Source organism: Geojedonia litorea, from assembly GCF_042654525.1.
Taxonomy (GTDB): Bacteria; Bacteroidota; Bacteroidia; order Flavobacteriales; family Flavobacteriaceae; genus Geojedonia; species Geojedonia litorea.
In genome coordinates, this window is sequence record NZ_JBHSGP010000004.1 from 159407 (window position 1) to 182954 (window position 23548).

Annotated in this window: 29 protein-coding genes; 11 read left to right on the top strand and 18 right to left on the bottom strand. The window is 34.6% G+C overall.

Annotated features, from left to right (window positions below):
- Window positions 1-155: 155 nt before the first annotated feature.
- The 7 genes from ACFO5O_RS00780 to ACFO5O_RS00810 all read left to right on the top strand — a co-directional run bounded on the left by ACFO5O_RS00780 (window position 156) and on the right by ACFO5O_RS00810 (window position 7349).
- Window positions 156-1061 (top strand): TIGR01777 family oxidoreductase, encoded by a 906-nt coding sequence (locus tag ACFO5O_RS00780; protein ID WP_387959982.1) that lies wholly within the window; start codon window positions 156-158, stop codon window positions 1059-1061.
- Between the two features lie 100 nt (window positions 1062-1161).
- Window positions 1162-1692: a nucleotide exchange factor GrpE gene (locus ACFO5O_RS00785; protein WP_387959984.1), complete on the top strand. Its 531-nt coding sequence runs from the start codon at window positions 1162-1164 to the stop codon at window positions 1690-1692.
- Window positions 1693-1698: 6 nt separating this feature from the next.
- Complete coding sequence (gene dnaJ, locus ACFO5O_RS00790) at window positions 1699-2826, top strand: molecular chaperone DnaJ (RefSeq protein WP_387959986.1); 1128 nt, start codon at window positions 1699-1701, stop codon at window positions 2824-2826.
- A gap of 225 nt (window positions 2827-3051) precedes the next feature.
- On the top strand, window positions 3052-3978 hold the full coding sequence (locus ACFO5O_RS00795; protein ID WP_387959987.1) for an ABC transporter ATP-binding protein: 927 nt from the start codon (window positions 3052-3054) through the stop codon (window positions 3976-3978).
- A gap of 1 nt (window position 3979) precedes the next feature.
- Window positions 3980-5293, top strand: a complete 1314-nt coding sequence (locus ACFO5O_RS00800; RefSeq protein WP_387959989.1) for an ABC transporter permease — start codon at window positions 3980-3982, stop codon at window positions 5291-5293.
- A 1-nt stretch (window position 5294) separates the two neighbouring features.
- The gene (locus tag ACFO5O_RS00805; RefSeq protein WP_387959991.1) at window positions 5295-6182 is read left to right on the top strand and encodes a mechanosensitive ion channel family protein; all 888 of its coding nucleotides are present in this window, start codon (window positions 5295-5297) and stop codon (window positions 6180-6182) included.
- A 3-nt stretch (window positions 6183-6185) separates the two neighbouring features.
- Window positions 6186-7349, top strand: coding sequence for a sigma-54-dependent transcriptional regulator (locus tag ACFO5O_RS00810; RefSeq protein ID WP_387959993.1), 1164 nt, complete (start codon window positions 6186-6188; stop codon window positions 7347-7349).
- Window positions 7350-7399: 50 nt separating this feature from the next.
- Here the strand turns inward: ACFO5O_RS00810 and ACFO5O_RS00815 are convergent, their stop codons facing one another.
- Window positions 7400-8149: a hypothetical protein gene (locus ACFO5O_RS00815; RefSeq protein WP_387959995.1), complete on the bottom strand. Its 750-nt coding sequence runs from the start codon at window positions 8147-8149 to the stop codon at window positions 7400-7402.
- 123 nt (window positions 8150-8272) lie between these two features.
- Between ACFO5O_RS00815 and ACFO5O_RS00820 the strand changes: the two genes are divergently transcribed.
- The 4 genes from ACFO5O_RS00820 (at window position 8273) to ACFO5O_RS00835 (ending at window position 11602) form a co-directional block, all read left to right on the top strand.
- Window positions 8273-9151 carry a PPK2 family polyphosphate kinase gene (locus ACFO5O_RS00820; protein ID WP_387959997.1) on the top strand — a complete coding sequence of 293 codons (879 nt, stop codon included), beginning with the start codon at window positions 8273-8275 and terminating at the stop codon, window positions 9149-9151.
- Window positions 9152-9232: 81 nt separating this feature from the next.
- On the top strand, window positions 9233-10636 hold the full coding sequence (locus tag ACFO5O_RS00825; protein WP_387959999.1) for a M20/M25/M40 family metallo-hydrolase: 1404 nt from the start codon (window positions 9233-9235) through the stop codon (window positions 10634-10636).
- A 4-nt stretch (window positions 10637-10640) separates the two neighbouring features.
- The gene (locus tag ACFO5O_RS00830) at window positions 10641-11222 is read left to right on the top strand and encodes a hypothetical protein (RefSeq protein ID WP_387960001.1); all 582 of its coding nucleotides are present in this window, start codon (window positions 10641-10643) and stop codon (window positions 11220-11222) included.
- Complete coding sequence (locus ACFO5O_RS00835) at window positions 11222-11602, top strand: glyoxalase superfamily protein (protein ID WP_387960003.1); 381 nt, start codon at window positions 11222-11224, stop codon at window positions 11600-11602. Before ACFO5O_RS00830 ends, ACFO5O_RS00835 begins: the two co-directional genes overlap by 1 nt.
- 3 nt (window positions 11603-11605) lie before the next feature.
- Here the strand turns inward: ACFO5O_RS00835 and ACFO5O_RS00840 are convergent, their stop codons facing one another.
- The 17 genes from ACFO5O_RS00840 to ACFO5O_RS00920 form a co-directional block, all read right to left on the bottom strand.
- A complete protein-coding gene (locus ACFO5O_RS00840; RefSeq protein ID WP_387960005.1) occupies window positions 11606-11728 on the bottom strand; it encodes a hypothetical protein in 123 nt (40 codons plus the stop codon).
- 61 nt (window positions 11729-11789) lie between these two features.
- Window positions 11790-12473, bottom strand: a complete 684-nt coding sequence (locus ACFO5O_RS00845; RefSeq protein WP_387960006.1) for a DUF6090 family protein — start codon at window positions 12471-12473, stop codon at window positions 11790-11792.
- 38 nt (window positions 12474-12511) lie between these two features.
- Window positions 12512-13330, bottom strand: a complete 819-nt coding sequence (locus ACFO5O_RS00850) for a DUF6090 family protein (RefSeq protein WP_387960008.1) — start codon at window positions 13328-13330, stop codon at window positions 12512-12514.
- 10 nt (window positions 13331-13340) lie between these two features.
- Window positions 13341-14102 carry a DUF6090 family protein gene (locus tag ACFO5O_RS00855; RefSeq protein ID WP_387960010.1) on the bottom strand — a complete coding sequence of 254 codons (762 nt, stop codon included), beginning with the start codon at window positions 14100-14102 and terminating at the stop codon, window positions 13341-13343.
- Window positions 14099-14854, bottom strand: a complete 756-nt coding sequence (locus ACFO5O_RS00860; protein ID WP_387960012.1) for a hypothetical protein — start codon at window positions 14852-14854, stop codon at window positions 14099-14101. Before ACFO5O_RS00860 ends, ACFO5O_RS00855 begins: the two co-directional genes overlap by 4 nt.
- A gap of 28 nt (window positions 14855-14882) precedes the next feature.
- Window positions 14883-15587: a DUF6090 family protein gene (locus ACFO5O_RS00865; RefSeq protein ID WP_387960014.1), complete on the bottom strand. Its 705-nt coding sequence runs from the start codon at window positions 15585-15587 to the stop codon at window positions 14883-14885.
- A gap of 32 nt (window positions 15588-15619) precedes the next feature.
- Entirely contained in the window at window positions 15620-16027 is a 408-nt protein-coding gene (locus tag ACFO5O_RS00870; protein WP_387960016.1) for an endonuclease domain-containing protein, read from the bottom strand.
- A 191-nt stretch (window positions 16028-16218) separates the two neighbouring features.
- The gene (locus ACFO5O_RS00875) at window positions 16219-16548 is read right to left on the bottom strand and encodes a hypothetical protein (RefSeq protein ID WP_387960017.1); all 330 of its coding nucleotides are present in this window, start codon (window positions 16546-16548) and stop codon (window positions 16219-16221) included.
- Window positions 16549-16600: 52 nt separating this feature from the next.
- Window positions 16601-17392 (bottom strand): DUF6090 family protein, encoded by a 792-nt coding sequence (locus tag ACFO5O_RS00880; RefSeq protein ID WP_387960018.1) that lies wholly within the window; start codon window positions 17390-17392, stop codon window positions 16601-16603.
- Entirely contained in the window at window positions 17389-18138 is a 750-nt protein-coding gene (locus tag ACFO5O_RS00885) for a DUF6090 family protein (protein ID WP_387960020.1), read from the bottom strand. Before ACFO5O_RS00885 ends, ACFO5O_RS00880 begins: the two co-directional genes overlap by 4 nt.
- A gap of 2 nt (window positions 18139-18140) precedes the next feature.
- On the bottom strand, window positions 18141-18893 hold the full coding sequence (locus ACFO5O_RS00890; protein WP_387960021.1) for a DUF6090 family protein: 753 nt from the start codon (window positions 18891-18893) through the stop codon (window positions 18141-18143).
- Window positions 18886-19602, bottom strand: coding sequence for a DUF6090 family protein (locus ACFO5O_RS00895; protein ID WP_387960023.1), 717 nt, complete (start codon window positions 19600-19602; stop codon window positions 18886-18888). The genes ACFO5O_RS00890 and ACFO5O_RS00895 overlap by 8 nt, the downstream gene beginning before the upstream one ends.
- Before the next feature lie 35 nt (window positions 19603-19637).
- On the bottom strand, window positions 19638-20360 hold the full coding sequence (locus ACFO5O_RS00900; protein ID WP_387960025.1) for a DUF6090 family protein: 723 nt from the start codon (window positions 20358-20360) through the stop codon (window positions 19638-19640).
- Window positions 20361-20395: 35 nt separating this feature from the next.
- Window positions 20396-21091, bottom strand: a complete 696-nt coding sequence (locus ACFO5O_RS00905) for a DUF6090 family protein (RefSeq protein ID WP_387960026.1) — start codon at window positions 21089-21091, stop codon at window positions 20396-20398.
- 218 nt (window positions 21092-21309) lie between these two features.
- The gene (locus ACFO5O_RS00910; protein ID WP_387960028.1) at window positions 21310-22053 is read right to left on the bottom strand and encodes a DUF6090 family protein; all 744 of its coding nucleotides are present in this window, start codon (window positions 22051-22053) and stop codon (window positions 21310-21312) included.
- The gene (locus ACFO5O_RS00915) at window positions 22050-22742 is read right to left on the bottom strand and encodes a DUF6090 family protein (protein WP_387960030.1); all 693 of its coding nucleotides are present in this window, start codon (window positions 22740-22742) and stop codon (window positions 22050-22052) included. The genes ACFO5O_RS00910 and ACFO5O_RS00915 overlap by 4 nt, the downstream gene beginning before the upstream one ends.
- A 58-nt stretch (window positions 22743-22800) precedes the next feature.
- Window positions 22801-23547, bottom strand: a complete 747-nt coding sequence (locus ACFO5O_RS00920) for a DUF6090 family protein (protein WP_387960031.1) — start codon at window positions 23545-23547, stop codon at window positions 22801-22803.
- Between the last annotated feature and the right edge of the window lies 1 nt (window position 23548).

Below are 23548 nucleotides of genomic sequence, written 5' to 3' on the forward strand. Positions count from 1 at the left end.
GTTTTTTCGAGTCAAATGTTACGCGCCAGAAAAGGCGCATAGCATTCGACGAGTATTTTCAGTTGGTTAAGATTCTAAAACTTACAATTCTGTTAAAGCTAAATTAAATGCAATTGCGGTAGCACTGGTATTTAGTAACTTTACAAAAATTGTTTATGAAAGTTTTAATAACAGGAGCTACTGGATTAATAGGAAAGGCCATCGTACAAGAATGCCATTCTCAAGGAATTTCTGTAAACTATCTTACCACTTCTAAACATAAATTGGCTTCAGAAGCTAACTACAAAGGGTTTTACTGGAATCCTTCAGAAGCTGTTATCGATTCAAAGTGTTTTGAAGATGTTAATGCCATTATTAATCTAGCAGGGGCCTCAATTTCCAAACGTTGGACAGATGCTTACAAAAAAGAAATATTACACAGTAGAATTCAGTCTTTAGAACTTTTAAAGACTTTCATTGAAAATCATTCACATAACATTACACATTTAATTTCGGCTAGTGCTATTGGTGTTTACCCAGATTCACTTACCAACTATTACGAAGAAACTTTTACTGAACATTCCCAAAGCTTTTTAGGACAAGTCGTTAACCAATGGGAAGCAAAAGCTGATGAATTTTCTAATTTAAATATTAAAGTTTCAAAAGTTAGAATTGGCCTAGTACTTGCCAAGGATGGTGGTGCATTACCAGAACTCGTCAAGCCCACGCAATTTGGATTAGGTGCCGCATTTGGATCGGGAGATCAATGGCAATCATGGATTCATATTGAAGATTTGGCCGCCTTGTTTGTTCATGTTTTGACACAATCCTTAGTAGGAACTTATAATGCTGTAGGCCCCAACCCAGTTACAAATTATGAACTGACAAGAGCAGTTGCTAAAACATTGAAAAGACCATTGCTATTACCTAATATTCCTAAAGCTATTCTCAAATTAATTTTAGGTGAAATGCATATACTACTATTTGAAAGTCAAAGAGTAAGTTCAAAAAAAATTGAAGTCAAACAATTTTTGTTTAAATACCACCATTTGGAACCAGCACTTCAAAACTTATTGAATTAGATTAAAAGCATTTATTTTTTTGTGACATTTTGACATTTTATGAATAATGGCAGTACTTTTGCCTTGCCTAAATCGAAGATTTAAAAATTTGAAGCTGTATATGAGCAAAAAACAATCCAAAAAGGAAAAGGAAATTCCAGAAGTAGAAGAGCAAATAGCTGACACTCAAGTAGAAGAGCGTTCTGTTGAAGATCAATTAAAAGAAGATTTAGCAAAAGAGAAAGACAAGTTTATGAGACTCTTTGCTGAATTCGAGAACTATAAACGTCGTACCGCCAAAGAGCGAATCGATCTATTTAAAACGGCAAGCCAAGATGTTATGGTGTCACTATTGCCAGTTTTGGATGATTTTGACAGAGCATATATTGAAATTTCAAAAACCAAAGAAAAAGATCTTTTAAAAGGTGTTGAGTTAATTAACAGTAAGTTAAGAGATACCTTAAAAAATAAGGGCTTGGAGCTTGTTGAGGTAAAACAAGGTGATGTTTTTAATGCTGACGACCACGAAGCGATTACTCAAATCCCTGCACCATCAGATGATTTAAAAGGAAAAATCATCGATGTGGTTGAAAAAGGATATAAACTTGGCGACAAAGTTATTCGCTTTCCAAAAGTGGTTATAGGACAATAATAAGATATGGCAAAAAGAGACTATTACGAGATACTAGGCATAAACAAATCGGCTACAGCTGCAGAAATCAAAAAAGCCTACCGTAAAATGGCATTAAAATATCATCCTGATAAAAATCCGGATGATAAAGAGGCTGAAACCAAATTTAAGGAAGCTGCAGAAGCTTACGAGGTGTTAAGCAATGCTGATAAAAAGGCACGCTACGATCAATTCGGACATCAGGCTTTTGAAGGTGCTGGAGGTTTTGGCGGCGGTGGCATGAATATGGATGACATCTTTAGCCAGTTTGGAGATATTTTTGGTGGCGCCTTTGGTGGTGGAGGTGGTTTTTCTGGCTTTGGTGGCGGCTTTGGCGGTGGTCAACGACGATCAAAAGGAAGTAATTTAAGGATTAGAGTGAGTTTAACTCTTGAGGAAATTGCAAATGGTGTTGAGAAAAAAATTAAAGTAAAGCGAAAAGTTCAAGCGCCTGGTACAACTTACAAAACCTGTTCAACCTGTAATGGAGCAGGTCAAGTTACTCGAGTAACAAATACCATTTTAGGTAGGATGCAAACCTCTTCACCATGCCCGAGTTGTGGTGGAGCAGGGGAAACTATTGATAAAAAACCAGCTGATGCAGATGCACAAGGATTAAAAATTGCTGAAGAAACAGTTTCAGTTAAAATACCTGCAGGTGTAGTTGATGGTATGCAACTTAAAGTAACAGGAAAAGGAAATGAAGCACCAGGTAATGGTATTTCTGGAGATTTGTTAGTTGCCATACAAGAAGAAGAACATCCAACTTTAAAACGCGAAGGCGATAATTTACACTATGATATGTATGTAAGTTTGCCAGATGCTGTTTTAGGAACCTCTAAAGAAATAGATACTGTAACCGGAAAAGTTAGGATTAAGATTGAAGCAGGCGTACAGTCTGGTAAAATATTGCGATTAAGAGGCAAAGGAATTCCTAGTATCAATGGTTATGGTAAAGGAGATTTGTTGGTTCACGTTAATGTTTGGACACCAAAAACACTCAATAAACAACAACGAGAGTTTTTTGAAAGTATGAAGGACGACGATCATTTTGACCCCAAACCAGACAGTGGTGATAAGTCATTTTTTGAAAAAGTTAAGGATATGTTTTCTTAAGAAAGGCGTTTTTTGAGAAAAAACACTATATTTGAATATCACTAATTAACTTTAGTGGTAATTTTTCTTTTTCATAGCAATTTTTTCCCATCCTTAATTTATTAAGGGTGGGTTTTGTTTTTTTAGTCAAATGGTAAACAAATGACCTTAATTTCAAGTTCACTTTAGTAACATTTGATATCTTTACGACACTAATGTTCTAACTCTAATTAATTCATCTTATATATGAACGATTTATTAGTAGCTCAATCTGTTTCTAAAAACTTTGGAAACTTTAAAGCGCTAAATAAGGTTTCTATTGCAGTTCCTAAGGGAAGTATTTTTGGGCTTTTAGGCCCAAATGGGGCAGGGAAAACCACCTTAATTCGGATTATCAATCAAATTACTATGCCCGACGAAGGTAAAGTGTTGTTGGATGGAGCGCCCCTTCAGCCTCATCATATTCGAGATATTGGGTATTTACCAGAAGAACGGGGTCTTTATAAATCCATGAAAGTTGGAGAGCAAGCCTTGTATTTAGCCCAATTAAAAGGACTCTCTAAATCTGATGCAAAAGAGCGGCTTAAATATTGGTTTGATAAATTAGATATTGGTGAGTGGTGGAATAAAAAAATTCAGGAGTTAAGTAAAGGACAAGCTCAAAAAATCCAATTTGTTGTAACGGTGTTGCATCGTCCTAAACTCTTAATATTTGATGAACCGTTTTCAGGCTTCGATCCTATCAACGCTAATTTAATTAAGGACGAAATACTTCAATTACGTGACGAAGGTGCAACTGTTATTTTTTCAACACACCGTATGGAGTCAGTTGAAGAATTATGTGACCACATTGCCTTAATCCATAAATCGAATAAAGTTCTGGATGGCAATTTAAATGCCATTAAACGCGAATTCAAAACCAATACTTTTGAAGTCGGATTACAAACCAATGCTCCAGAGGAAGTTACCAAAATTATTAACGAAAAATTTGAAGTCCTTCCGGCTACTTTTAAAAATCTAAATGATGATTTAAAGCTTAATATAAAACTTAATGGTACAACGACGTCCAACGAATTATTGTCATTCTTGACTACTAAAGCCGAAGTGCATCACTTTGTTGAGGTCATTCCAAGTGCTAATGATATTTTTATTCAAACTGTAAAAAATAACTAGAATGAGTCATTTATCACTAATTATACAACGGGAGTATCTAACCAAAGTTAGAAATAAATCGTTCATTATTATGACGGTTTTAAGTCCGCTTATTATGATCGCTTTAATTGCAGTGGTGGCCTATTTGTCGCAACTGAATAACAATAAAAACAGAACAATAGCTGTATTGGATGAATCTGGTATGGTAAGTTCAATTTTTAAAAATACTGATAATATCACATTTGACCTCTTAAATGATATTTCACTTGATGAAGCTATAGCGGAAGTTAAGGCCAAAGAAGTTTATGGTTTGCTTCATATAGGACCTAGTAATGATCTTGAAAACATTTCAAAACACATAAAATTCTATTCTGAAGAGTCACCATCTTTAACTATTATGTCCGATTTAGAAAATAAATTAGAGGCCAAACTCACGGATTTGAAACTTCAGTTAAATGGTGTTGATATTCAAAAAATACGAACATCAAAAACCAAAGTTAATATATCACAAGAAAGCTTTGCAGGCGAAACCTCGTCAAAAATTGACAATGTTTTAAAGCTTGCATTTGGTGGTATTGCTGGCTATTTGTTATTCATGTTCATTATTATTTATGGCAACATGATCATGCGCAGTGTTATTGAAGAAAAGACGAGTAGAATTATTGAAGTGATTATTTCTTCTGTAAAACCTATTCAGCTTATGATGGGAAAAATAATAGGGACCTCGTTGGCAGGTATAACCCAGTTTGTGATTTGGTTGATTTTAGGAGGAATAGCCATGTTTATACTATCAGCCATATTTGGTGTTGATCTTGCTCAAATGCAAACGCCTCAACAAGAAATGATGCAGCAAGCCATGAATAATCCAGACAGCCAGGAGCAAATTCAGCAAGTGATGAATGCTTTTTTAAATCTTCCTATCACCAATCTCGTTGTAGCGTTTATTTTGTTTTTTATTGGGGGTTATTTGCTTTATAGTTCACTGTATGCAGCTATTGGCGCAGCTGTAGATAATGAGACCGATACACAACAATTTATGATGCCTATTTTAATGCCATTAATTTTGGCAGTTTATGTTGGCGTGTTTACGGTTATTGAAGATCCCCATGGCACAGTTTCTACAGTCTTTTCGTTTATACCTTTAACCTCTCCAGTGGTTATGTTAATGCGCATACCTTTTGGAGTACCAATTTGGCAACAATTGTTATCTTTAGGGTTATTAATTGGTACATTTATGTTCACGGTTTGGTTTGCAGCCAAAATTTATAGGGTTGGTATTTTAATGTATGGTAAAAAACCTAGTTATAAGGAACTATACAAATGGTTAAAGTATTGAGATGACACAAAATTTAGAAAAAATAGAAGAGGTAATTACCGAAAGTTCAATTTGGGAGCAGTTTTTGAAATTCCTGGATATTGTGATTTATGAAAATGTAAAACAGAATATCGAGATTAAAGTAGGTTATATTCTTCTCATTATATTCATTTTACTAGTAACCACGGTCATGTTACGCTGGGTGCGCAAGCTTCTAACACGTAAAATGCCAAGAGAGGATAAAGTTAAATTTAACACGGTTTTTTCATTCGCAAGATGGCTGGTTTATGTAATTGTACTGTTGGTTGTTGTAGATTCAGTAGGGATTGATGTCACTGCGGTATTTGCAGCCTCTGCAGCATTATTAATTGGAATTGGGCTTGCCTTACAAACCCTATTTCAGGACATTATTTCTGGGGTATTTATATTAGTGGATCAATCGGTACATGTTGGTGACATCATTGAATTAGAAGGCAAGATTGGAAGAGTAGAAGAAATTAAATTAAGAACCACTAGAGCTACAACTTCTGATAATAAAGTTTTAGTTATCCCTAATCATTTATATCTGACCAATAGTTTATATAATTGGACTCAAAATGGGACGACCACACGTGAAGGTGTGAACGTTGGTGTTGCTTATGGAAGCGATGTACAGTTGGTTAAAAAATTATTGTTAAAAGCAGCAACTAACCATCCAGCTGTTTTAGAAGAACCACCACCAACCGTTTTGTTTACCAATTTTGGAGACAGTTCGTTAGATTTTAGAGTGGTTTTTACATTGAACGATAGTTTTAACGCACGTTTTCCTCAAAGTGATATCCGGTTTGAGATCGATCGTTTGTTTCGAGAACATAATATTACGATTCCGTTTCCACAAAGAGATATTCATATTATTGAAAAAAATAAATAAGCGATGCCCAAAATATTAGTAATAGAAGATGAAGCGGCTATCCGTCGTGTATTGGTTAAAATTCTTTCAGAAGAAAATGATACCTATAGTGTTGATGAAGCTGAAGATGGTCTGGCTGGTGTAGAAAAAATAAAGAAGGAAGATTATGACCTCATACTTTGTGATATAAAGATGCCTAAAATGGATGGTGTTGAGGTATTGGAGGCTGTGAAAAAAGTTAAGCCCGAAATCCCAGTTGTCATGATCTCTGGTCATGGCGATTTGGATACGGCTGTTAATACCATGCGCCTTGGAGCTTTTGACTACATTTCAAAACCCCCCGATTTAAACCGATTGTTAAATACTGTACGAATTGCTTTAGACCGTAAAGAACTTGTTGTAGAAAACAAGATGCTGAAGAAAAAAGTGAGTAAGAATTATGAGATGATTGGCGAAAGCGATGCCATATCTCATATAAAGTCTATGATTGAAAAAGTAGCTGCTACAGATGCTCGCGTACTTATTACAGGACCTAATGGAACAGGTAAAGAACTTGTAGCACATTGGTTGCATCAAAAAAGTGAGCGCGCCAATGGCCCGTTAATTGAGGTCAATTGTGCCGCCATTCCGTCTGAATTGATAGAAAGCGAATTATTTGGACATGTGAAGGGTGCATTTACTAGCGCTGTTAAAGATAGAGCAGGAAAATTTGAAGCGGCTAATGGTGGGACCATATTCCTTGATGAAGTAGGTGATATGAGCTTATCGGCCCAGGCAAAAGTACTACGGGCTTTGCAAGAAAATAAAATTCAACGAGTTGGGAATGACAAGGACATTAAAGTTGATGTTCGGGTTGTTGCCGCTACAAATAAAGATCTTAAAAAAGAGATTGAAGAAAATCGTTTTAGAGAAGATTTATACCATAGGTTAGCAGTAATCTTGATTCAGGTACCATCGTTAAATGATCGTCGTGAAGATATTCCTTTATTGATTGATTATTTTACGAGTAAGATTGCTGAAGAACAGGGGACTGCCAAAAAATCATTCACTCCAAAAGCCATCAAATTATTACAGGATTATGATTGGACAGGCAACATTAGAGAATTACGCAATGTTGTTGAACGTCTTATCATTTTAGGTGAGAAAGAAGTCAATGAAAATGACGTAAAATTGTTTGCTTCTAAATAATATAAAAGCTGTATAAAGGCGACTTAAGACTTTCATACAGCTTATTTATTTTAGTCTTCGAGGTCGAGCGTACTCAAGACATTCATATAATTAGTGGTTAAGTCTTTAATAGATTTCAAATAGTAGGTTTTGATCTCATCAACCGATTTTGAAATAAGCTGATTTTCAGATTGTTTTAAATCATCTTCCTTAATTTTTGTCTTACTGTTTAGTGCATTTAAAGCGTCATTATAAGCCTGAACATGTTTTGTAATGGCAGCATTAGTTTTTAATATTAATTGCTGCTTTTCAACAACTAACTCTTCTTCTTTTTGCTTGGCCAATTGTGCCTGTAAGGCTTCCTGTTGGCGACGTAAGTTATCTTGTTGTTGCTTCAAACGCAATTGTTCCTTTTCTAAATCTGATATTTGATAGTCAGTTGCTGTGGTGACATCTAATGAGGTGCAATAATCTAATTGAGTAATTATTTTTTGCGCGTAATCTTTTGCTTTGGCAACAAAATATTGGGCATCATGCATTTTTTCTGTACCTGGGACTTTGGATAACTTTTCAATACTTTCGTATGTATAGTCTTCAACATTTTCACAATCGCACTTACTTAACACATTTTGCACGCGCTTAAAGGCTTCAAGTGATTTATCGGCATAGTATTTTAAATGTGTAAAATTGTTGGCTTCTAATGAAGTTTTGGCATTATTAAAGGCATAAACAATGTGGGCTTGGGCGTCTGAACATCCGGATTGTGAAAAACTAAAAAAGGAGGTACAACATAAGAATAGAGAAAGGTAGATTCTTTTCATAATATTTGGGTTTAACATAAATAGGTTCGATAAAAATAGCAAAAAATCCGATTAAGCCATAAATATTTTAATAAACTTCCAGTTTGTGCTATATTTAAAACGAAACTCAAGACTCGTATATCCATGAAGAAAATTGACATCCATTCGTTTAAAGTTACAGAACAAATTCAATTGGCCAAACTAACAACGCGGCTTGATTTGGTGGCTTCAGAAAAGAAGATTGAAAATGAGTTGGAATCGGTTAGAAAGAAGCTCGGAAAGTTACAGGATACCATGTATGCACACGGAAAATATGCCGTTTTGGTCTGTTTGCAAGGTATGGATACGGCAGGAAAAGATAGCTTGATCAGAGAGGTTTTTAAGGACTTTAATACCCGCGGAATTATTGTCCATAGCTTTAAAGTGCCTACAGAGCTTGAACGCAATCACGATTATATTTGGCGCCACTATATTGCTTTGCCTTCAAGAGGAAAATTTGGAATTTTCAATCGTACACATTATGAAAATGTGTTAGTTACAAGAGTGCATCCCGAGTATATTTTGGGCGAAAACATTCCGTCAGTCAATTCAATTGAAGATATCAATGACGCCTTTTGGGCCCAACGTTTTGAGCAGATCAACAATTTTGAAAAACACATTGCCGAAAACGGAACAATTGTTTTTAAATTCTTTTTAAACCTTTCCAAAGCAGAACAAAAATACAGACTCCTTCGTCGATTAGAAAAACAAGAGAAAAACTGGAAATTTTCACCGGGCGACCTAAAAGAGCGCAAACTTTGGGACCAATACCAAGCCTGTTACGAAGATGCTATCAACAGGACTTCCAAGCCACATGCGCCTTGGTTTGCTATTCCGGCAGATGACAAAGCCACGGCACGATATCTGGTTGCACGAATTCTTTATGATACGTTGAGCACCTATACGGATATCCAAGAGCCTGAATTGGATGATGATATCAAAGCTAACATTGAGTTATATAAACAACAGTTGGAACAAGAATAAGTTCAAGTTTTATGTTTTCTTTCACATCTTAAAACTGCTAATAATAGTATTTTTAAATTTTAAAATTAAAACCATCAATTTATGAAGCAATTCACCTTTATTTTATGTCTTTTCATATTCTTAAACACTTTTGGCCAGTCGGATGCCGACGTCATGGAAAAAATTTATTCAACTGCACTCAATAAAGGAAAAAGTTATGAATGGTTGGATTATTTATCCAATCAAATTGGAGGCCGCCTATCAGGATCCTTAAATGCCGAAAGAGCTGTAGAGTATACCAAGGCTGAATTAGATCTGTTAGGATTAGATAAAGTTTGGTTGCAGCCGGTGATGGTGCCGCGATGGGTGAGAGGTGCTCCAGAATATGCGTATATTGAAACGGCACCCGGAAAAACCACAACGGTTAATATTTGTGCTTTGGGAGGGTCGATAGCTACACCTGGAGGAGGCGTAAAAGCGAATATAATTGAGGTAAAAAGTATTGAAGAAGTAAGTCAGTTAGGTAGAGCAGCCATTGAAGGTAAAATTGTATTTTTCAATCGTCCCATGCAGGCGGATTTGATTCATACGTTTGAAGCTTATGGTGGCTGTGTCGATCAGCGTGGCTCGGGAGCTAAAGAGGCCGCCAAGTATGGAGCAGTAGGGGTTATCGTTCGATCCATGAATTTAAGACTCGACGATTTTCCTCATACCGGAGGTATGAGTTATGGCGATTTACCAAGTTCACAATATATTCCTGCCGCGGCGATTAGTACTAATGATGCCGAATTGTTGAGTAACATGCTCCAGTTGGATAAGAACATTAAGTTCTTCTTTCGTCAAAATTGCCAACAATTAAAGGATGTTCAATCGTATAATGTGATTGGTGAAATCACTGGTAGTGAATTTCCCAATGAGTATATTATTGTAGGTGGTCATTTAGATTCGTGGGATTTAGGTGATGGTGCGCATGATGATGGTGCAGGTTGTGTGCAATCTATGGAAGTATTACGACTTTTAAAAGAAACTGGCATCAAACCCAAACGCAGTATTAGAGTGGTGTTGTTTATGAATGAAGAAAACGGATTAAGAGGTGGTAAAAAATACGCCGAAGTTGCAAAGCAAAAAGGTGAGCGCCACATTTTTGCTTTGGAGAGTGATTCGGGTGGATTTACACCAAGGGGGTTTAGCTTTGATTGTAGTGATGCCGTATTCAATAAAGTATTAGGATGGCGTTCACTTTTTAAACCCTATTTAATCCATTATTTTGAAAAAGGAGGAAGTGGTGCCGATATTGGTCCTTTAAAGGATGAGAATATAGTTTTAGCAGGTTTGCGTCCAGATTCGCAACGCTATTTTGATTATCATCATGCCAGCAATGATACCTTTGATGCGGTGAATAAAAGAGAATTGGAATTAGGGGCTGCAACTATGACTTCGTTGGTTTATTTATTCGATAAGTACGGAACAACAACTATTTCCAACACAGAAACCATAAAAGATTAAGTTTATGAAACTAATTAGCTCATTTTGCCTGTTTTGTTTTATTGTCATTGGTCATGCTCAAGATGATCAACTTCCTTATGCTGAAATACCTGAAGCACCAGAACACTATACTGCCGGAACTGTTGCCGCGCGTACTATAGATGGTTTGGGATTTCGATATTATTGGGCTACCGAAGGCTTAAGAGATGAGGATTTGAATTACAGACCAAATGAAGAAGCACGAGCCACGAGTGAAACTATTGACCACATTTATGGACTTTCAAAAGTTATTGTGAATTCGGCCTTGCAAAAACCAAATATTCGTGGTGAAGAAGAACCTGAACTAACCTTTGATGACAAACGAAAACAAACACTTATCAATTTTAAAACGGCTGCAGATATTTTAAGACAAGCAGAGAATCTTACGCCTTTCAAAATTGTTTTTCAAAGTGATAATGGCGCTTCTGAGTTCCCGTTTTGGAATAATCTTAATGGCCCAATTGGTGACGCACTTTGGCATTGTGGGCAAGTGGTATTGTTAAGACGCTCGTCGGGAAATCCGTTTAATTCTAAAGTAAGTGTATTCACCGGGAAGGTTAGAAACTAATGAATACTAAGGGCCATTTACATCAAATACATCCAGTTTTACCCGTAAAAAATGTGATTGATGCCTTGGCGTTTTATGTGAATAAATTAGGATTTAAGATCGCATTTGCTGATGATAGTACGAATCCAAAATATGCAGGTATTCGTCGAGATGCTATTGAAATCCATTTGCAAAGGCACGATGCTTCAGAATGGGATGTTGCGATAGACCGACCAATGTTGCGCATTGTTACCGAACATATCGAAGCCTTGTTTGAAGAGTACAAAACCAAAGATGTGTTTCATACCAAAACCGCCTTAAAGGAAACCGCTTGGGGTACTAAAGAGTTTGGGTTTTATGATTTGGACAAAAACGGATTGACCTTTTATAGAGACCTATAACAATTAATCATTAATATCTTCATTGTTTTTTTCTCGTTTCATTTGAATATATTTTGAAACAAGCCGTACACCTAATCGCGCAAAAAGAATGACTGCGATCACCATTACTACATCAAATCCGTTCATGATAACTGGGTTTAAACTACAAAAGTATGGCTTTTGAGATGAGTAAACGGTAATTTTATATTCATTTTAACGCTTTGTCAATCGCGCTAATTAAATTGTCTAATTTGTGTTGTGTTAGCTTGTAGCGGTCTATACCGCCTTCCCTAAACCGTACAATAGTATGAAGCATATTTATAAATTCGTTATTGGTTTTGAGGCTTTCGAAGTCGTTGGGTACAGCCATGGCAACAGAATTTAGGTCACGCCTAATGTGTTTGTTGGTTATTGGGTATACAACACTTTGTGCCAAGACCCATTCGGATCTGTCATAATCCTGACTTAAATATGCAAATTCAGACTCGTACATATTTACAATATCTTTTTTAAGTTGATCATCTTTGATAATATCCAATCCTTTATTTTTTAATGCCTCATAAGCTGAAAAGGTTAAATAAGGGCTAGACCAATATGAGATTTTTCCAAACGCTGAATCCAATTCGGAGCTGTATGGTAAATCATTGGTGAGATGATTTATGATTTTTCGGGCCCTAAGTGCCGTATCGGTATTATAGTCCATATTTCTTTTAATCTCTTCGGCCGAGGCTTTCAAGTCGGTATGTATATCTTTAAGTATACTAATCTCTTCTATATTTAGTTTACGATCTTCATTCCAATTGTTAATATTTAAGGCAATCAAAATCCCAATTACTACAAGAAAAATTTCGCCCATGGCGTATTTAAAATACTGTCCAGTTTTATTTTCCATGAGCAAAGATTTACGAATATGACGGAAGAATTTAATCATTAGTTGTACTTGTTATTTTCATTTTTCCATTTTTCTAAAGTTTTTAATAATGAATTCGCACTTTTGCTACTTAAGCCTAAGATTTTAATTTGAACTAAATGTGAACGTGTTATGCGTTTTAACTGAAATCTAAAGTCGGCATTAGTTTTCAAATTGTTTATTATCTGTGTAAAATCCTCTTCAGAATAATGATCTAAATGGTTGTTAAGTAGTGCGTTGTCTGTAAAGTCTTTATATTCATCAACAATCTCATTGGTTAAAATTTGTTCGTGGATATACATTGGTATGGCATCAACGACAACAGGTAAATAACCGTTAACAAGTTGATCTTTATAGTCTTGATACCACCAGTATAGAGGATTGCTGTAATAGTCGCGAATGGCTTCAATACTTTGTTTGTCCTTTATTAGTTTGAGATTGCCGGTATTTAGTAAATCTTGATAAGTATTGTCAGTTGTTGTTGGGACTATTAGCCTTCCTGCAGATTGTAAACTGATTATAAATTTGGCAGTATCTTTAGTTTTTTGACCTTCATATATCACATTATAGATGTCCTTACAATATTGATATTTTAGAGTGGCTGCATTAATTTGGTCGGCATACATTAGAGTATCCTTTTTTATATCTTCAATAAGATTTTCGACATAAATAAAGGTTGTGCTTTCTGCTTTTCGTTGTTCGTTCCAATTGTTGATTTGTAAGGCAATCAAAATCCCAATCACCACAAGTACAATTTCACCAATTGCATATTTAAAATATTTGCTTGTTTTTCCTTCAATAAGAAGGTTTTGACGGATATGACGGAAGAATTTAATCATAGAATAAGTCTCATTGTTTTAATTCATTCTCAATCATGTTGATGAGATTTTTAGTGGTTGTTATCATTTTAGAATATTCTGAAATAAGGTCCTTACTATTAAAAGAGGACAACACAAAGCCATTTTTAAACGCTTGATTGTTTAATAATTTTGTTACCTGTTCAATATTAAGTTCAGTTTCGATGACTTGATTGGTATCCTGCTGTTCAAAATTTTTCAAACTACTATTTAGATCAATAGTGGTAAAAAAAGGATCGTACAAATAGCTTTCAAAATCTTGTTGCATTTCGTTTTCAACAAAGGCGATTCTTTTAAAACTGGTTTGCATATCTTGAAGTTGGTCTTTTATAGCTTTGTTGGAAAGGGTATTGAGTTTACCAGAATTCAATAACTCTTGGTAGGTGTTATTATGCTGTTCAAAGGGATACCAGACCATTACGGTAACACAATACTTATTAAATTTATTTACGTCTAATGGTGCGGTGCGGTCAAAATAGGGGAGTATGTTTGCACTGGCTTCAATGGACTTTTCGCGTTCGGCAATAAAGTTTTCGAGCGAACTTAGATTCAACTGTAAATCGGCACTAATATTTTCTAAATAGGTGGATTCTGTATTTCGAGCTTTGCGATTTTCATTCCAATTATTGATTTGAAGGGCAATCAAAATCCCAATGACCACCAACACAATCTCGCCTATGGCATATTTGAGGTATTTGGAGGTTTTATTTTCCATAATTAGGTTTTGACGGATTTGACGGAAGAATTTAATCATTCAAAATTAGTTTTGAGTTCTTCGGATATTTCGTTACTTAATTCCTCAATTCTCTTTAACGCTTCTCTGTAAACAGAAATGGTAATACTTCGCAAATAAATAACCTCCGATAAGGTAACTTTAAATGCTTCATCAGTTTTTAAAAGCTCTAAATCTTTAGGATATAATGAGGTTCGTTTGTAGTCTTCATTAAAATAATCGGTTGAATAATTTGAAGACAAACTTAAACTAGTAAACTCCTTATTGACTGTGAAGTGCTTTTGAAAAAAAGGTAATAATTTGTCATAAGGTTTAAATCCTGTACTTCTATTTTCGACTTCGAATATAGAGGTGTAAACCAAGTTGTAATGAACAAAAATCTTTTTCTTTAATCTTTGATTCGAAATTAAATTAGGACTATTATTAATCAATGAGGAATAGGTGCTTGTATTTAAAACGGCAACAACAGGATTGCCTAAAACCTCGGTGAAATTAATAGAGCTTGCTTGAACAGAGGTGTCACCATTTAGAAAATGAAACAGAAGTTCATCATTTTCTAAAGAACTTAAATGTAAATTGAGATTAAAACGGATATCAAGAGTGTCCAATTGAATTTCTTCTAAAAGGTTTTTTAGGGTGTCTCTCTCGGTGTTTTTAGTCATTCGGTTTTGGTTCCAATTATTGACCTGTAGGGCCAGCAAAATACCAACCATAACTAAAAGTATTTCACCAATGGCGTATTTAAAATACTGCTTTGCTTTGCCTGTTTCCATAAGGTTGTATCTTATTTTTCTAAAAAACTTAATCATCAGTGAGTCGTATTATATTTTCAATAACCAATTCAAGTCTATCCAAAACCAATTTGTAGTTGACCACACCCCATCCTATATTGTCCAAATGGTTTTCAAATTTCAAATCGTGGAATAGGGTGTTATAATCGATTTCAAATTTCGATTTTTCCTCCCAGGCCATTAGTGAATATTTATCAATATTTCTCATGGAAACATTTTCGGTCAAATATGGAATCACCATATGCTGAATAAAATCGTCGAGTGTAAGCCATGCTTCATTAATTTCGTTCAATTCTGCAGACCAATCTAGCAGCTTGTATTTAAGCGAGTCCTTGGTGATAAATTTTAGGTTACCCGATGACAATATTTCAGTAAGTGTATTTTGAGTAGGTCTGTAATCAAAAACATCAATGGCTTTTGCAATAAGGCTGTCCGTATTAATGAGATTAATCTCTTGAGGAGTTGCCTTCATTTTAGACATTAAAAGGCGAATAGCCTGTTCAGTGCCTTGATATTGTTTGATACTTGCTCTAATTTTTGTTAAATTATTTTTGAATTCAGAATTGAGATCTGCCATCATTTGTAGCTCAAGTGATTTGTTGTCACGTGCTTCCTTCCAGCTGTTCACTTGAAATGCCAATAGAATTCCAATCATTACCAAGATGATTTCTCCTAGGGCGTATAGTAAATACTTTCTAAATTTGTTTTGTGACACTAAGTTTTGCCGAATATTCCTAAAAAATTTTATCATAGTTGTTTTCTTTTCCCCTCTCGGGAGGGGTTAGGGGTGGGATCTATTTCTTTAATTGTATCTTTTAGTTCTTCCAAAACCCATCCCAGATTATTTTTTATATCCAAATCACTAAATCTGATTACAATAACACCAAGAGCTTCTAAACGTTTTTGTCGAAAAGTATCTTTTTCTTGCTGCCCTTGTTCAAAATGTATGCTACCATCTACCTCAATTGCCAATTGGAGGTCCTTACAATAAAAATCTACTATGTATTGGTCTATAGGAATCTGGCGACTAAATCTAACTCCCAGTTTTTTGCCTTTTATTTCTCGCCAGAGTGCTATTTCTCCATAGGTCATATTCTTGCGTAACATTTTGGCAAAGTTTACTAGGTGTGGATTATATGGTATGATTTTTCTCATGGTTTTTCCCACCCCTTAATCCCCTCCAAGGAGGGGAAAAGTTTGTTTGTTCTTTTAAATTTAGGGATGTTGACAGCGGTGACAACAAGAATAATTTTCTCTGTTGTATGTTTAAAATTGTTGCTAGTTGTGCCTACATAAAGAAGGTTTTTACGGTTGGTGCGAAATAATTTAATCATGCCAATACTAACTTAATACAACATATTATCCATGATTTTATCCAAATTGCGTTCCATCATAGAAAATGAACAATCTGAAAAGAAAATCTCATACATTTCCTTTCTAAATTGAGCCAGTTCTATATTAGAATACTCGTGTAAGTGAATTGCTTCGTTAATTTTATCAAGACTTTCATCTTCACTGTCTTGACTAAATTCGGCGTATATTTTATCAAAGGTCGACTTGTCTACTTTTGACTTTATCAGGTCGATTTCTTCGCTAGTCTCGACCGAATCAGCGTTAGCACAGAGTAACAAAATATAAGTTTGTAGCTCTGTTTTAGTCCATTCATTTGTGCTCATAATTTATTGCTTGATTAGTTTAGTTTGATATCTGTGTTTTTAGTTGTCGTCATTAGTGATCGTATTTTATTTTTTCTTTTAGGCTTTTAACCATGGCTTGTCTAGCTGTAATTTTGCCCAATGCATTGTAAGTGCGTCCCATATCACCTATTAAGTAATTTTCCATAATTGGCGTTCTTAAAATCTTCTCATAATCAATGCTTAAGTTACGATAATCTTTAATTGATGCGATTTTAATATAAAAATCTTTTACATCTTCTTCGTTGATGACCAGGTTGCCAGTCGCTTCGGTCATATAGCCTTCAGGTAAGGTGTACATCAAGGGTTCAAATTGGGTTTCAACAAAACGTAATATGGAGCTGAACGCCTGTTCAATTAACACAAAATCTGAATAATATTGTGATAGTGCTTTAAGGCGCTCTTTTTCTTTAAAATTGTTGAATGTTCCCATAGACTTGGCCGACTCAAAGGTGTTGGAGTAGTTGGTTGGGTTAGCCGAATAAAACAAGGGTTCTACATACATTCCAAACTTATCAATACCCATGCTTAAATTCGGGTTTCTTACATAGGTTAATAAAGTATCTAAATAGTCGATGCGTTTGCTGTGAAATTCATAATAATAGTCGAGTTTGGCTTCGTCCTTTTCCAAATCCAGTAACACATTTTCAAAAAAATTGTCTTCTGAAGCTTTGGCTTTTCGGTTCTCATTCCAGTTATTGATCTGTAAGGCTATTAAAATTCCTATAACCACGAGTATAATTTCGCCTAGGGCGTATTTGAGGTACTTTCCTGATTTGTTTTCCATAATTAAGTTTTGACGGATATGACGAAAGAATTTTATCATTTTTTATTTACATAGTGATCAATTTGATTGATGAGCTGTTTAGAGTATTCTAGAGAGTATTCCATCTCTTCTTTAGTTAATCTAAACAGTATTCTTTTAAAATTACTCATGCCTTGAAATGAAGCCGCTAAATGGGCTAGATTAATTTGACGCCATACTAAAGAGTCTATAAGCGGGCCTTGGTCATGAAGTGAAGTAGATCCAAAGGTATAGGTGTCTACATAATTGGCAAGCTTGGTTCTATAATCTACGGTGATATTCTCCACCATGCCGTTTCTATAAAACTTTCCGTTGTAAAAATTCTTGATATTGGTTTTTAGAGTATCTGAAAGTTCTTCAATGAGTCCTGTTTCATTTAAGCTGTTATAGGCATTGGTATTGTAATATATCCGGTCATTCCAATTAGGGTTAAACTCGCGCCTCGTGATGGTGATTAAGGTATCGGTGGTAGCAGTTGGTGCCGCGACTCTTGCCCTTAACGATTCGTTTAATTGGTATTGATGTATGACTTCGGGTAGATTTTTATTAATTAATAAGGTGTCTTGAATAAGATCATTTTGAAGCGCGATGAGCGCTATTTTGACCTGCGCTTTGGTTTTTCGATCCTCATTCCAGTTGTTGATCTGTAATGCAATCAAAATACCAATTACAACAAGCACAATTTCGCCAATGGCGTATTTAAAGTATTTGGAGGTTTTGTTTTCCATGAGTAGTGATTTACGGATATGGCGAAAGAATTTGATCATAATCAATAGCTACTAAATTCATTAGTTATCAAGTTTTCTAGTTGCTCCGCTCGTGTAATAAGATGTTCACCTATATAATCGATAGTCACAGAGGATTGATAGTAAATTTGTTTCACTAATTTATGAAATTCAGTGTCTTCGGCTATACTTTTCAAATCAAAACTTACACCTGGATGAGTAGTTTTAAACTTCTCTGAACCTGATGTTTGTGGCATTCCATTCAGGTGACCTAGGGATAATTTTTCAGTTTCTTTCAATCCGAAATTATAAGATGAAACAATAAAGTGATGTTCTTCAAATTGAGATTGATAGCTAGCTAATGCTTTCTTTAGGTTTTCCGACTTTATATAAGAAAGTTTACCTGAACTAACGATTTCCTTATAAGTGGGAAGCATAAGTGAATATTCCATAATCCAACCTACTTTGGTCATAGCGTTAATGAACATAGTTGAGTCTGCGACCTTTTGTTCATCAATTGATGTAAGAATCAAGTCAGCCCATTCTTTGCGACCGTTTAACGAATTTTGTAGGTCTTTTAGTCTTTTGATATCTTCCACAATATCTAGCTTGAGATTATTTAACAAGACTTTGGTTTCTTTTTGCTCTATACGATCTTGGTTCCAGTTGTTGATCTGTAAGGCAATCAAAATGCCTATAACAACAAGAACAATTTCGCCAATGGCGTATTTAAAGTATTTAGAAGTTTTATTTTCCATTACGAGTTGTTGTCTTATTGTTCGAAAGAATTTAATCATTATGGTCAAGTGTTTCAGATAAAATGGATTTCAATTCAATTAGCAATTTCTGCATACTTTCCAATCCATGTATCGTTATGGCGGTTGTTTCCAGTTTTAAGGTCACTATGTTCCATAGCTCTAATGAATTAAAAAGAGAGTCATAATCAATTTCAGGACCACCCTCAACTAACATTTGCTTATATGCAGGTAATGCAATTTTTGAATAATTGAGGTATTTAGTCAAATAGGGTTCTATAATGTTACTATATTGATCTTGTATAAAGTCATCCATGTTTTGAGAATTGGAAAGTCTTTTGTTTAATCTGGTAAACGCTTGCTTTAAGTTTTCATCTTTGACTTTGGATAGCATTCCTTGAGTTACAAATTCATTAAAAATCTCGAATGAATATTCTGATGACCAAGAGGTCGCAATGGCACCGAGATTTTTTGCTAATTCATGACTGTTAGCTTGATTTTTTGAATTCAGGATTTCTAGTACTTGTCTTAACATTTGCTCGAGATTGTGATTTCCTTTTATTAAATTTTCGTTATAAACTATTTTAGTCTCTAACTCATTCAATAGTTTTTCATAATAAGTACGCATTTTATTTGCTTCTGACCTTTGATTGTTCCAATTATTAATACTTAAAGCAATCAAAATCCCAATCACTACAAGCACTATTTCACCAATGGCGTATTTAATGTATTTAGAAGTTTTATTTTCCATAATAAGGTTTTGGCGGATATGGCGAAAGAATTTAATCATAAATTTAGATAGTCTTCAATTACAGAAATCAGTTTTTCGTTGGTTTGTATAAGCTCTTTTAACTTAAGTGCTATGCTGGGATTTACTATTTCGTTCCGGTTTAATAGTCCTTCTAAAGATTGCTGTCCATTTTCTTTATTTAGTATTAATGTAGGAATAGTTTCATCTTCAAAATCTGATGGTTTTAGATCTTTAATCATAGAATTATAAAGTCTTCGATTGTCAATAAAATAACCATCTCTCCATAGATCTATTTCAATGGATTCACTGAATGTGTTTAAGCGGTTTTCTTCAAACATAACCACTTCAATTATTCTCATGTACTCTTGCTCTAAATTATTTATTAAAGCTTCTTTTTTACTCCAATAATACTTGGTAGTTGATGTTTCATTTCTTTCTACTGTTGAGGTAAATCGACGTTCAGTAAAAATCCGTTTTGTGGTTTCAATAAAATCAATTACATCCGTTTTTTTTATGCCATTATCAAGGAATTGTTTACTTTTTTCTGCCGCATTTAATCGGAATTCTCTTAATTCAACGAGTTTTATTTGATCTTCACGAAGGTTAACTAGTTTTTGAGTAAGATAGGTGTTAATCTCCTCTTGTAATTTCCTCGACTCATTCCAATTGTTAATTTGAAGTGCAATTAAAATACCAATGACCACAAGAATAATCTCGCCAATGGCATACTTAAAGTATTTAGAAGTTTTGTTTTCCATAATGAGATTTTGGCGGATATGTCTAAAAAATTTAATCATTTTTTGGAGAGATAGTTTTTAATACTAATTTTTAATTTTTCATTTTCAACTGATGCATGAGTTTCCCAATTAATGATACTGTTTGCCTTAATGCCCGATTCAAAAAGAATCTGTTGAAAGGCTTTGTTTTTTATTTCTTCAAAGAATAGGTCACGGTCTATAAGATCTAATGTATCGTCTTCAAAATTGCCCACATGATTGCCAAATGTCAACAAGCCCTTTTGCCCTAAATAAGGACGTACTACATTTTCAATAATATTGTTATGGTTGGCCATTATAAATTCTGCTCTGTCAATAGATCTATAGTATTCTAAGATTTGTTTTTTAACACCCTGATCCAAAACATTTTTTGAGAGTTCTGGATTATTTTTTCTGGTAATGAGCTGCCCAGGAAATGAGCGTCGCAATAAGTCCAAATCACCGACCTCATCCCTAGATAGTTCATTATTTAGATACGCAACCAACTGTTGGTGTACTTCCAAAATACTTATTCTTTCTGTTAACGCATTATGAATAATGAGAGAATCTTCTTTTAAGTTTTCCAAGACATAAACAAGCAATTCTTTTTCGTTCGATTTTAGTTTTTGGTTTTCATTCCAATTATTAATCGAAAGCGCTATAAGAATACCAATGACGACGAGGATGATTTCGCCTATGGCGTATTTAAAGTATTTGGAGGTTTTGTTTTCCATGAGCAGTGATTTACGGATATTCCTAAAGAACTTTATCATAATTAATAGATTATTGTCATTGACGTTGTCGAATCTTCGATTTCCTGCCTCCTCGACTTCGCTCGAGATAAACTACAGCAGGAATCCATTTTAGTATCAAAGTAGATTCCGCATCAAGAGCGGAATGACAAAGTGATTCCCCTGATTCCATAAGTTTATAGCGTATATGACGGAAGAATTTAATCATGTGATTTAGGTTGAGAGAGTTCGATGATTTTATCAAGAGTGTAGCTAATTAGTTCTAACTCCCTTTCCGGATTTTCAACAAGACTTGACAAATCATTGTATCGATCTAAAACATAATTATCAAAGGCTAAACTCTCAAGAATTGATAAATCTAAACGCGCATCATTTAACCATTTTTTATAATCTTCACTCCAATAAAAATGGGTCTTTTCAAAAGGTTTTAATTGATTATGATAATTATTGCGCGCCAGAATTTCTTCCTCTTGATAATCTGTAACCACATCGTCCCAACTTATTAAAAGTTGGCGTAACTCATCATTAGAAATAACATTAAATGTTGAACTGTTCATTAAAGCGTTTGTCACGCCTTTAGATGGATTAAAAGTATAGGTCCATCCCATGTAGAATAAATGATACGCTAATGAGTCTAGATTGATTTGTTTAAGGTTTAGGGGTAATCGCTCTTTTATATAGATAGTAGACCCAAAGGCTTTTTTGTGATAAAAAACAACCGTATCAAATTGCTTTTTATTTGAAATAAACTCTTTGTGAAGCTCTTTTAAGATGAGGTTTTCATTGAGTCTTTCAATTCTGTGGTTGTTCCAATTGTTGATTTGAAGGGCTATCAAAATCCCAATAACAACCAACACAATTTCGCCAATGGCGTATTTAAAATATCTAGAAGTTTTGTTTTCTAGAAGCAGTGATTTACGGATATGACGGAAGAATTTAATCATTTATAAAGGTTGTTTTCTAAAATTTTAATCAATTTGGCATTGCTAATTATCAAATCATTTAAGGTATTTGTCACATCAGTATTTTTTATCGAGGCTTCAAAAAGTAATTGCTGGAAGTATGGATATTGGGACAACTCAACTAATTTTTCTTTTCCAATAAGGCTAACTGATTCCACATTTTTAACTTTGAACCAAGCAGATAAATCGTGAGCATTTTGTTGGGTAAGGTAGGGACGCATTCTGTCTTGTATCACCGCCTCAAATTCGCCATAAACATCGTCCATATCCTTGGCGAATCTAAAGTAGGTTTGAATTTCCTTTCTTATTGAATTATTTGATATTTTATTGGCAACTTCGGGATCGTTTTCTTTTGTAATTGGATTATGATAAGGTAGACGTCTAATATTATTTGGATTTCCAATCTCTATACCACCTTCTCCCTCAACTCCAATTCTGTATAATTCTTGGTGCAGTGTATTTATTTCTTGTAGTGTTTTCAAGTTTTGAGCATAGGAAAGAGAATCTGATCTTAAATCCTGAATGAGATTAGACATTACTAATATTTCTTTTTTGTAATCCTTCCTCTGTTCATTCCAATTGTTTATCTGTAAAGCAATTAAAATTCCAAGCACTACTAGCACAATCTCGCCAATAGCGTACTTAAAGTATTTGGAAGTTTTGTTTTCCATGAGCAGTGATTTACGAATATGGCGGAAGAATTTAATCATTGATAGTTCTGAATTGCTATTATTCTTTTAATTCTGTATTAATTAACCTCATAATGGTGTCAATTTCCTTTAGCATATCTTGAAAATTAGATACAGATTCTTGTTCGGACACACTCTTCCATCGATGTACTCCCTCATAGACCAAAAGTACCTCCCTCAAATTTTCATCTATCTTCAAAAATTCGTTCATTACCGGCTGATGCTTAAGCCGGTCGATCAAGGTTGTGGACCCTAGCAAAGGGTTTAAGTTTTGAATGATGGCGTTTTTGCCTTCGTTTGTATAATTGGCCCTAATAATTGTGAGCTCTTGTTGACGTTTTAAATCGATTAATCGGTTTCTTATTTCTGATGGAATTAAGTTGATATCACCACTGCTTTGCAACGTTTCTATAGTACTAGAGTTGAACGTAAACGAGGTAGATAACACCGGCAGCTCAGAGATTTGCTTGTAAGCTTCTTCAGGCATAAGTACAGAATCTTGATAATATGAATTGGTATAGGTCGCAAGATCATTTAAGTAGTTGTCAAATTTTTCTATAATTTGATGCGCAAAACTGACATCCTTGTCTAAATCGTCTAATAACTGCACATAGTACTCTTGTGTTTTTTCTTCCAACTTTTTTACTTCGTTCCAATTATTAATCTGCAGAGCTATGAGAATACCAATGACGACGAGTATAATTTCGCCAATAGCATATTTAAAATATTTAGAGGTTTTATTTTCCATAATCAGGTTTTGACGGATATGACGAAAGAATTTAATCATT

What these genes read in the sequence shown, in the direction of transcription:
- ACFO5O_RS00780 (WP_387959982.1), top strand. Translation starts at nt 156, where the DNA reads ATGAAAGTTTTAATAACAGGAGCTACTGGATTAATAGGAAAGGCCATC.
- ACFO5O_RS00785 (WP_387959984.1), top strand. Translation starts at nt 1,162, where the DNA reads ATGAGCAAAAAACAATCCAAAAAGGAAAAGGAAATTCCAGAAGTAGAA.
- dnaJ (WP_387959986.1), top strand. Translation starts at nt 1,699, where the DNA reads ATGGCAAAAAGAGACTATTACGAGATACTAGGCATAAACAAATCGGCT.
- ACFO5O_RS00795 (WP_387959987.1), top strand. Translation starts at nt 3,052, where the DNA reads ATGAACGATTTATTAGTAGCTCAATCTGTTTCTAAAAACTTTGGAAAC.
- ACFO5O_RS00800 (WP_387959989.1), top strand. Translation starts at nt 3,980, where the DNA reads ATGAGTCATTTATCACTAATTATACAACGGGAGTATCTAACCAAAGTT.
- ACFO5O_RS00805 (WP_387959991.1), top strand. Translation starts at nt 5,295, where the DNA reads ATGACACAAAATTTAGAAAAAATAGAAGAGGTAATTACCGAAAGTTCA.
- ACFO5O_RS00810 (WP_387959993.1), top strand. Translation starts at nt 6,186, where the DNA reads ATGCCCAAAATATTAGTAATAGAAGATGAAGCGGCTATCCGTCGTGTA.
- ACFO5O_RS00815 (WP_387959995.1), bottom strand. Translation starts at nt 8,149, where the DNA reads ATGAAAAGAATCTACCTTTCTCTATTCTTATGTTGTACCTCCTTTTTT.
- ACFO5O_RS00820 (WP_387959997.1), top strand. Translation starts at nt 8,273, where the DNA reads ATGAAGAAAATTGACATCCATTCGTTTAAAGTTACAGAACAAATTCAA.
- ACFO5O_RS00825 (WP_387959999.1), top strand. Translation starts at nt 9,233, where the DNA reads ATGAAGCAATTCACCTTTATTTTATGTCTTTTCATATTCTTAAACACT.
- ACFO5O_RS00830 (WP_387960001.1), top strand. Translation starts at nt 10,641, where the DNA reads ATGAAACTAATTAGCTCATTTTGCCTGTTTTGTTTTATTGTCATTGGT.
- ACFO5O_RS00835 (WP_387960003.1), top strand. Translation starts at nt 11,222, where the DNA reads ATGAATACTAAGGGCCATTTACATCAAATACATCCAGTTTTACCCGTA.
- ACFO5O_RS00840 (WP_387960005.1), bottom strand. Translation starts at nt 11,728, where the DNA reads ATGAACGGATTTGATGTAGTAATGGTGATCGCAGTCATTCTTTTTGCG.
- ACFO5O_RS00845 (WP_387960006.1), bottom strand. Translation starts at nt 12,473, where the DNA reads ATGGAAAATAAAACTGGACAGTATTTTAAATACGCCATGGGCGAAATT.
- ACFO5O_RS00850 (WP_387960008.1), bottom strand. Translation starts at nt 13,330, where the DNA reads ATGATTAAATTCTTCCGTCATATCCGTCAAAACCTTCTTATTGAAGGA.
- ACFO5O_RS00855 (WP_387960010.1), bottom strand. Translation starts at nt 14,102, where the DNA reads ATGATTAAATTCTTCCGTCAAATCCGTCAAAACCTAATTATGGAAAAT.
- ACFO5O_RS00860 (WP_387960012.1), bottom strand. Translation starts at nt 14,854, where the DNA reads ATGGAAACAGGCAAAGCAAAGCAGTATTTTAAATACGCCATTGGTGAA.
- ACFO5O_RS00870 (WP_387960016.1), bottom strand. Translation starts at nt 16,027, where the DNA reads ATGAGAAAAATCATACCATATAATCCACACCTAGTAAACTTTGCCAAA.
- ACFO5O_RS00875 (WP_387960017.1), bottom strand. Translation starts at nt 16,548, where the DNA reads ATGAGCACAAATGAATGGACTAAAACAGAGCTACAAACTTATATTTTG.
- ACFO5O_RS00880 (WP_387960018.1), bottom strand. Translation starts at nt 17,392, where the DNA reads ATGATAAAATTCTTTCGTCATATCCGTCAAAACTTAATTATGGAAAAC.
- ACFO5O_RS00885 (WP_387960020.1), bottom strand. Translation starts at nt 18,138, where the DNA reads ATGATCAAATTCTTTCGCCATATCCGTAAATCACTACTCATGGAAAAC.
- ACFO5O_RS00890 (WP_387960021.1), bottom strand. Translation starts at nt 18,893, where the DNA reads ATGATTAAATTCTTTCGAACAATAAGACAACAACTCGTAATGGAAAAT.
- ACFO5O_RS00895 (WP_387960023.1), bottom strand. Translation starts at nt 19,602, where the DNA reads ATGGAAAATAAAACTTCTAAATACATTAAATACGCCATTGGTGAAATA.
- ACFO5O_RS00900 (WP_387960025.1), bottom strand. Translation starts at nt 20,360, where the DNA reads ATGGAAAACAAAACTTCTAAATACTTTAAGTATGCCATTGGCGAGATT.
- ACFO5O_RS00905 (WP_387960026.1), bottom strand. Translation starts at nt 21,091, where the DNA reads ATGGAAAACAAAACCTCCAAATACTTTAAATACGCCATAGGCGAAATC.
- ACFO5O_RS00910 (WP_387960028.1), bottom strand. Translation starts at nt 22,053, where the DNA reads ATGATTAAATTCTTCCGTCATATCCGTAAATCACTGCTTCTAGAAAAC.
- ACFO5O_RS00915 (WP_387960030.1), bottom strand. Translation starts at nt 22,742, where the DNA reads ATGGAAAACAAAACTTCCAAATACTTTAAGTACGCTATTGGCGAGATT.
- ACFO5O_RS00920 (WP_387960031.1), bottom strand. Translation starts at nt 23,547, where the DNA reads ATGATTAAATTCTTTCGTCATATCCGTCAAAACCTGATTATGGAAAAT.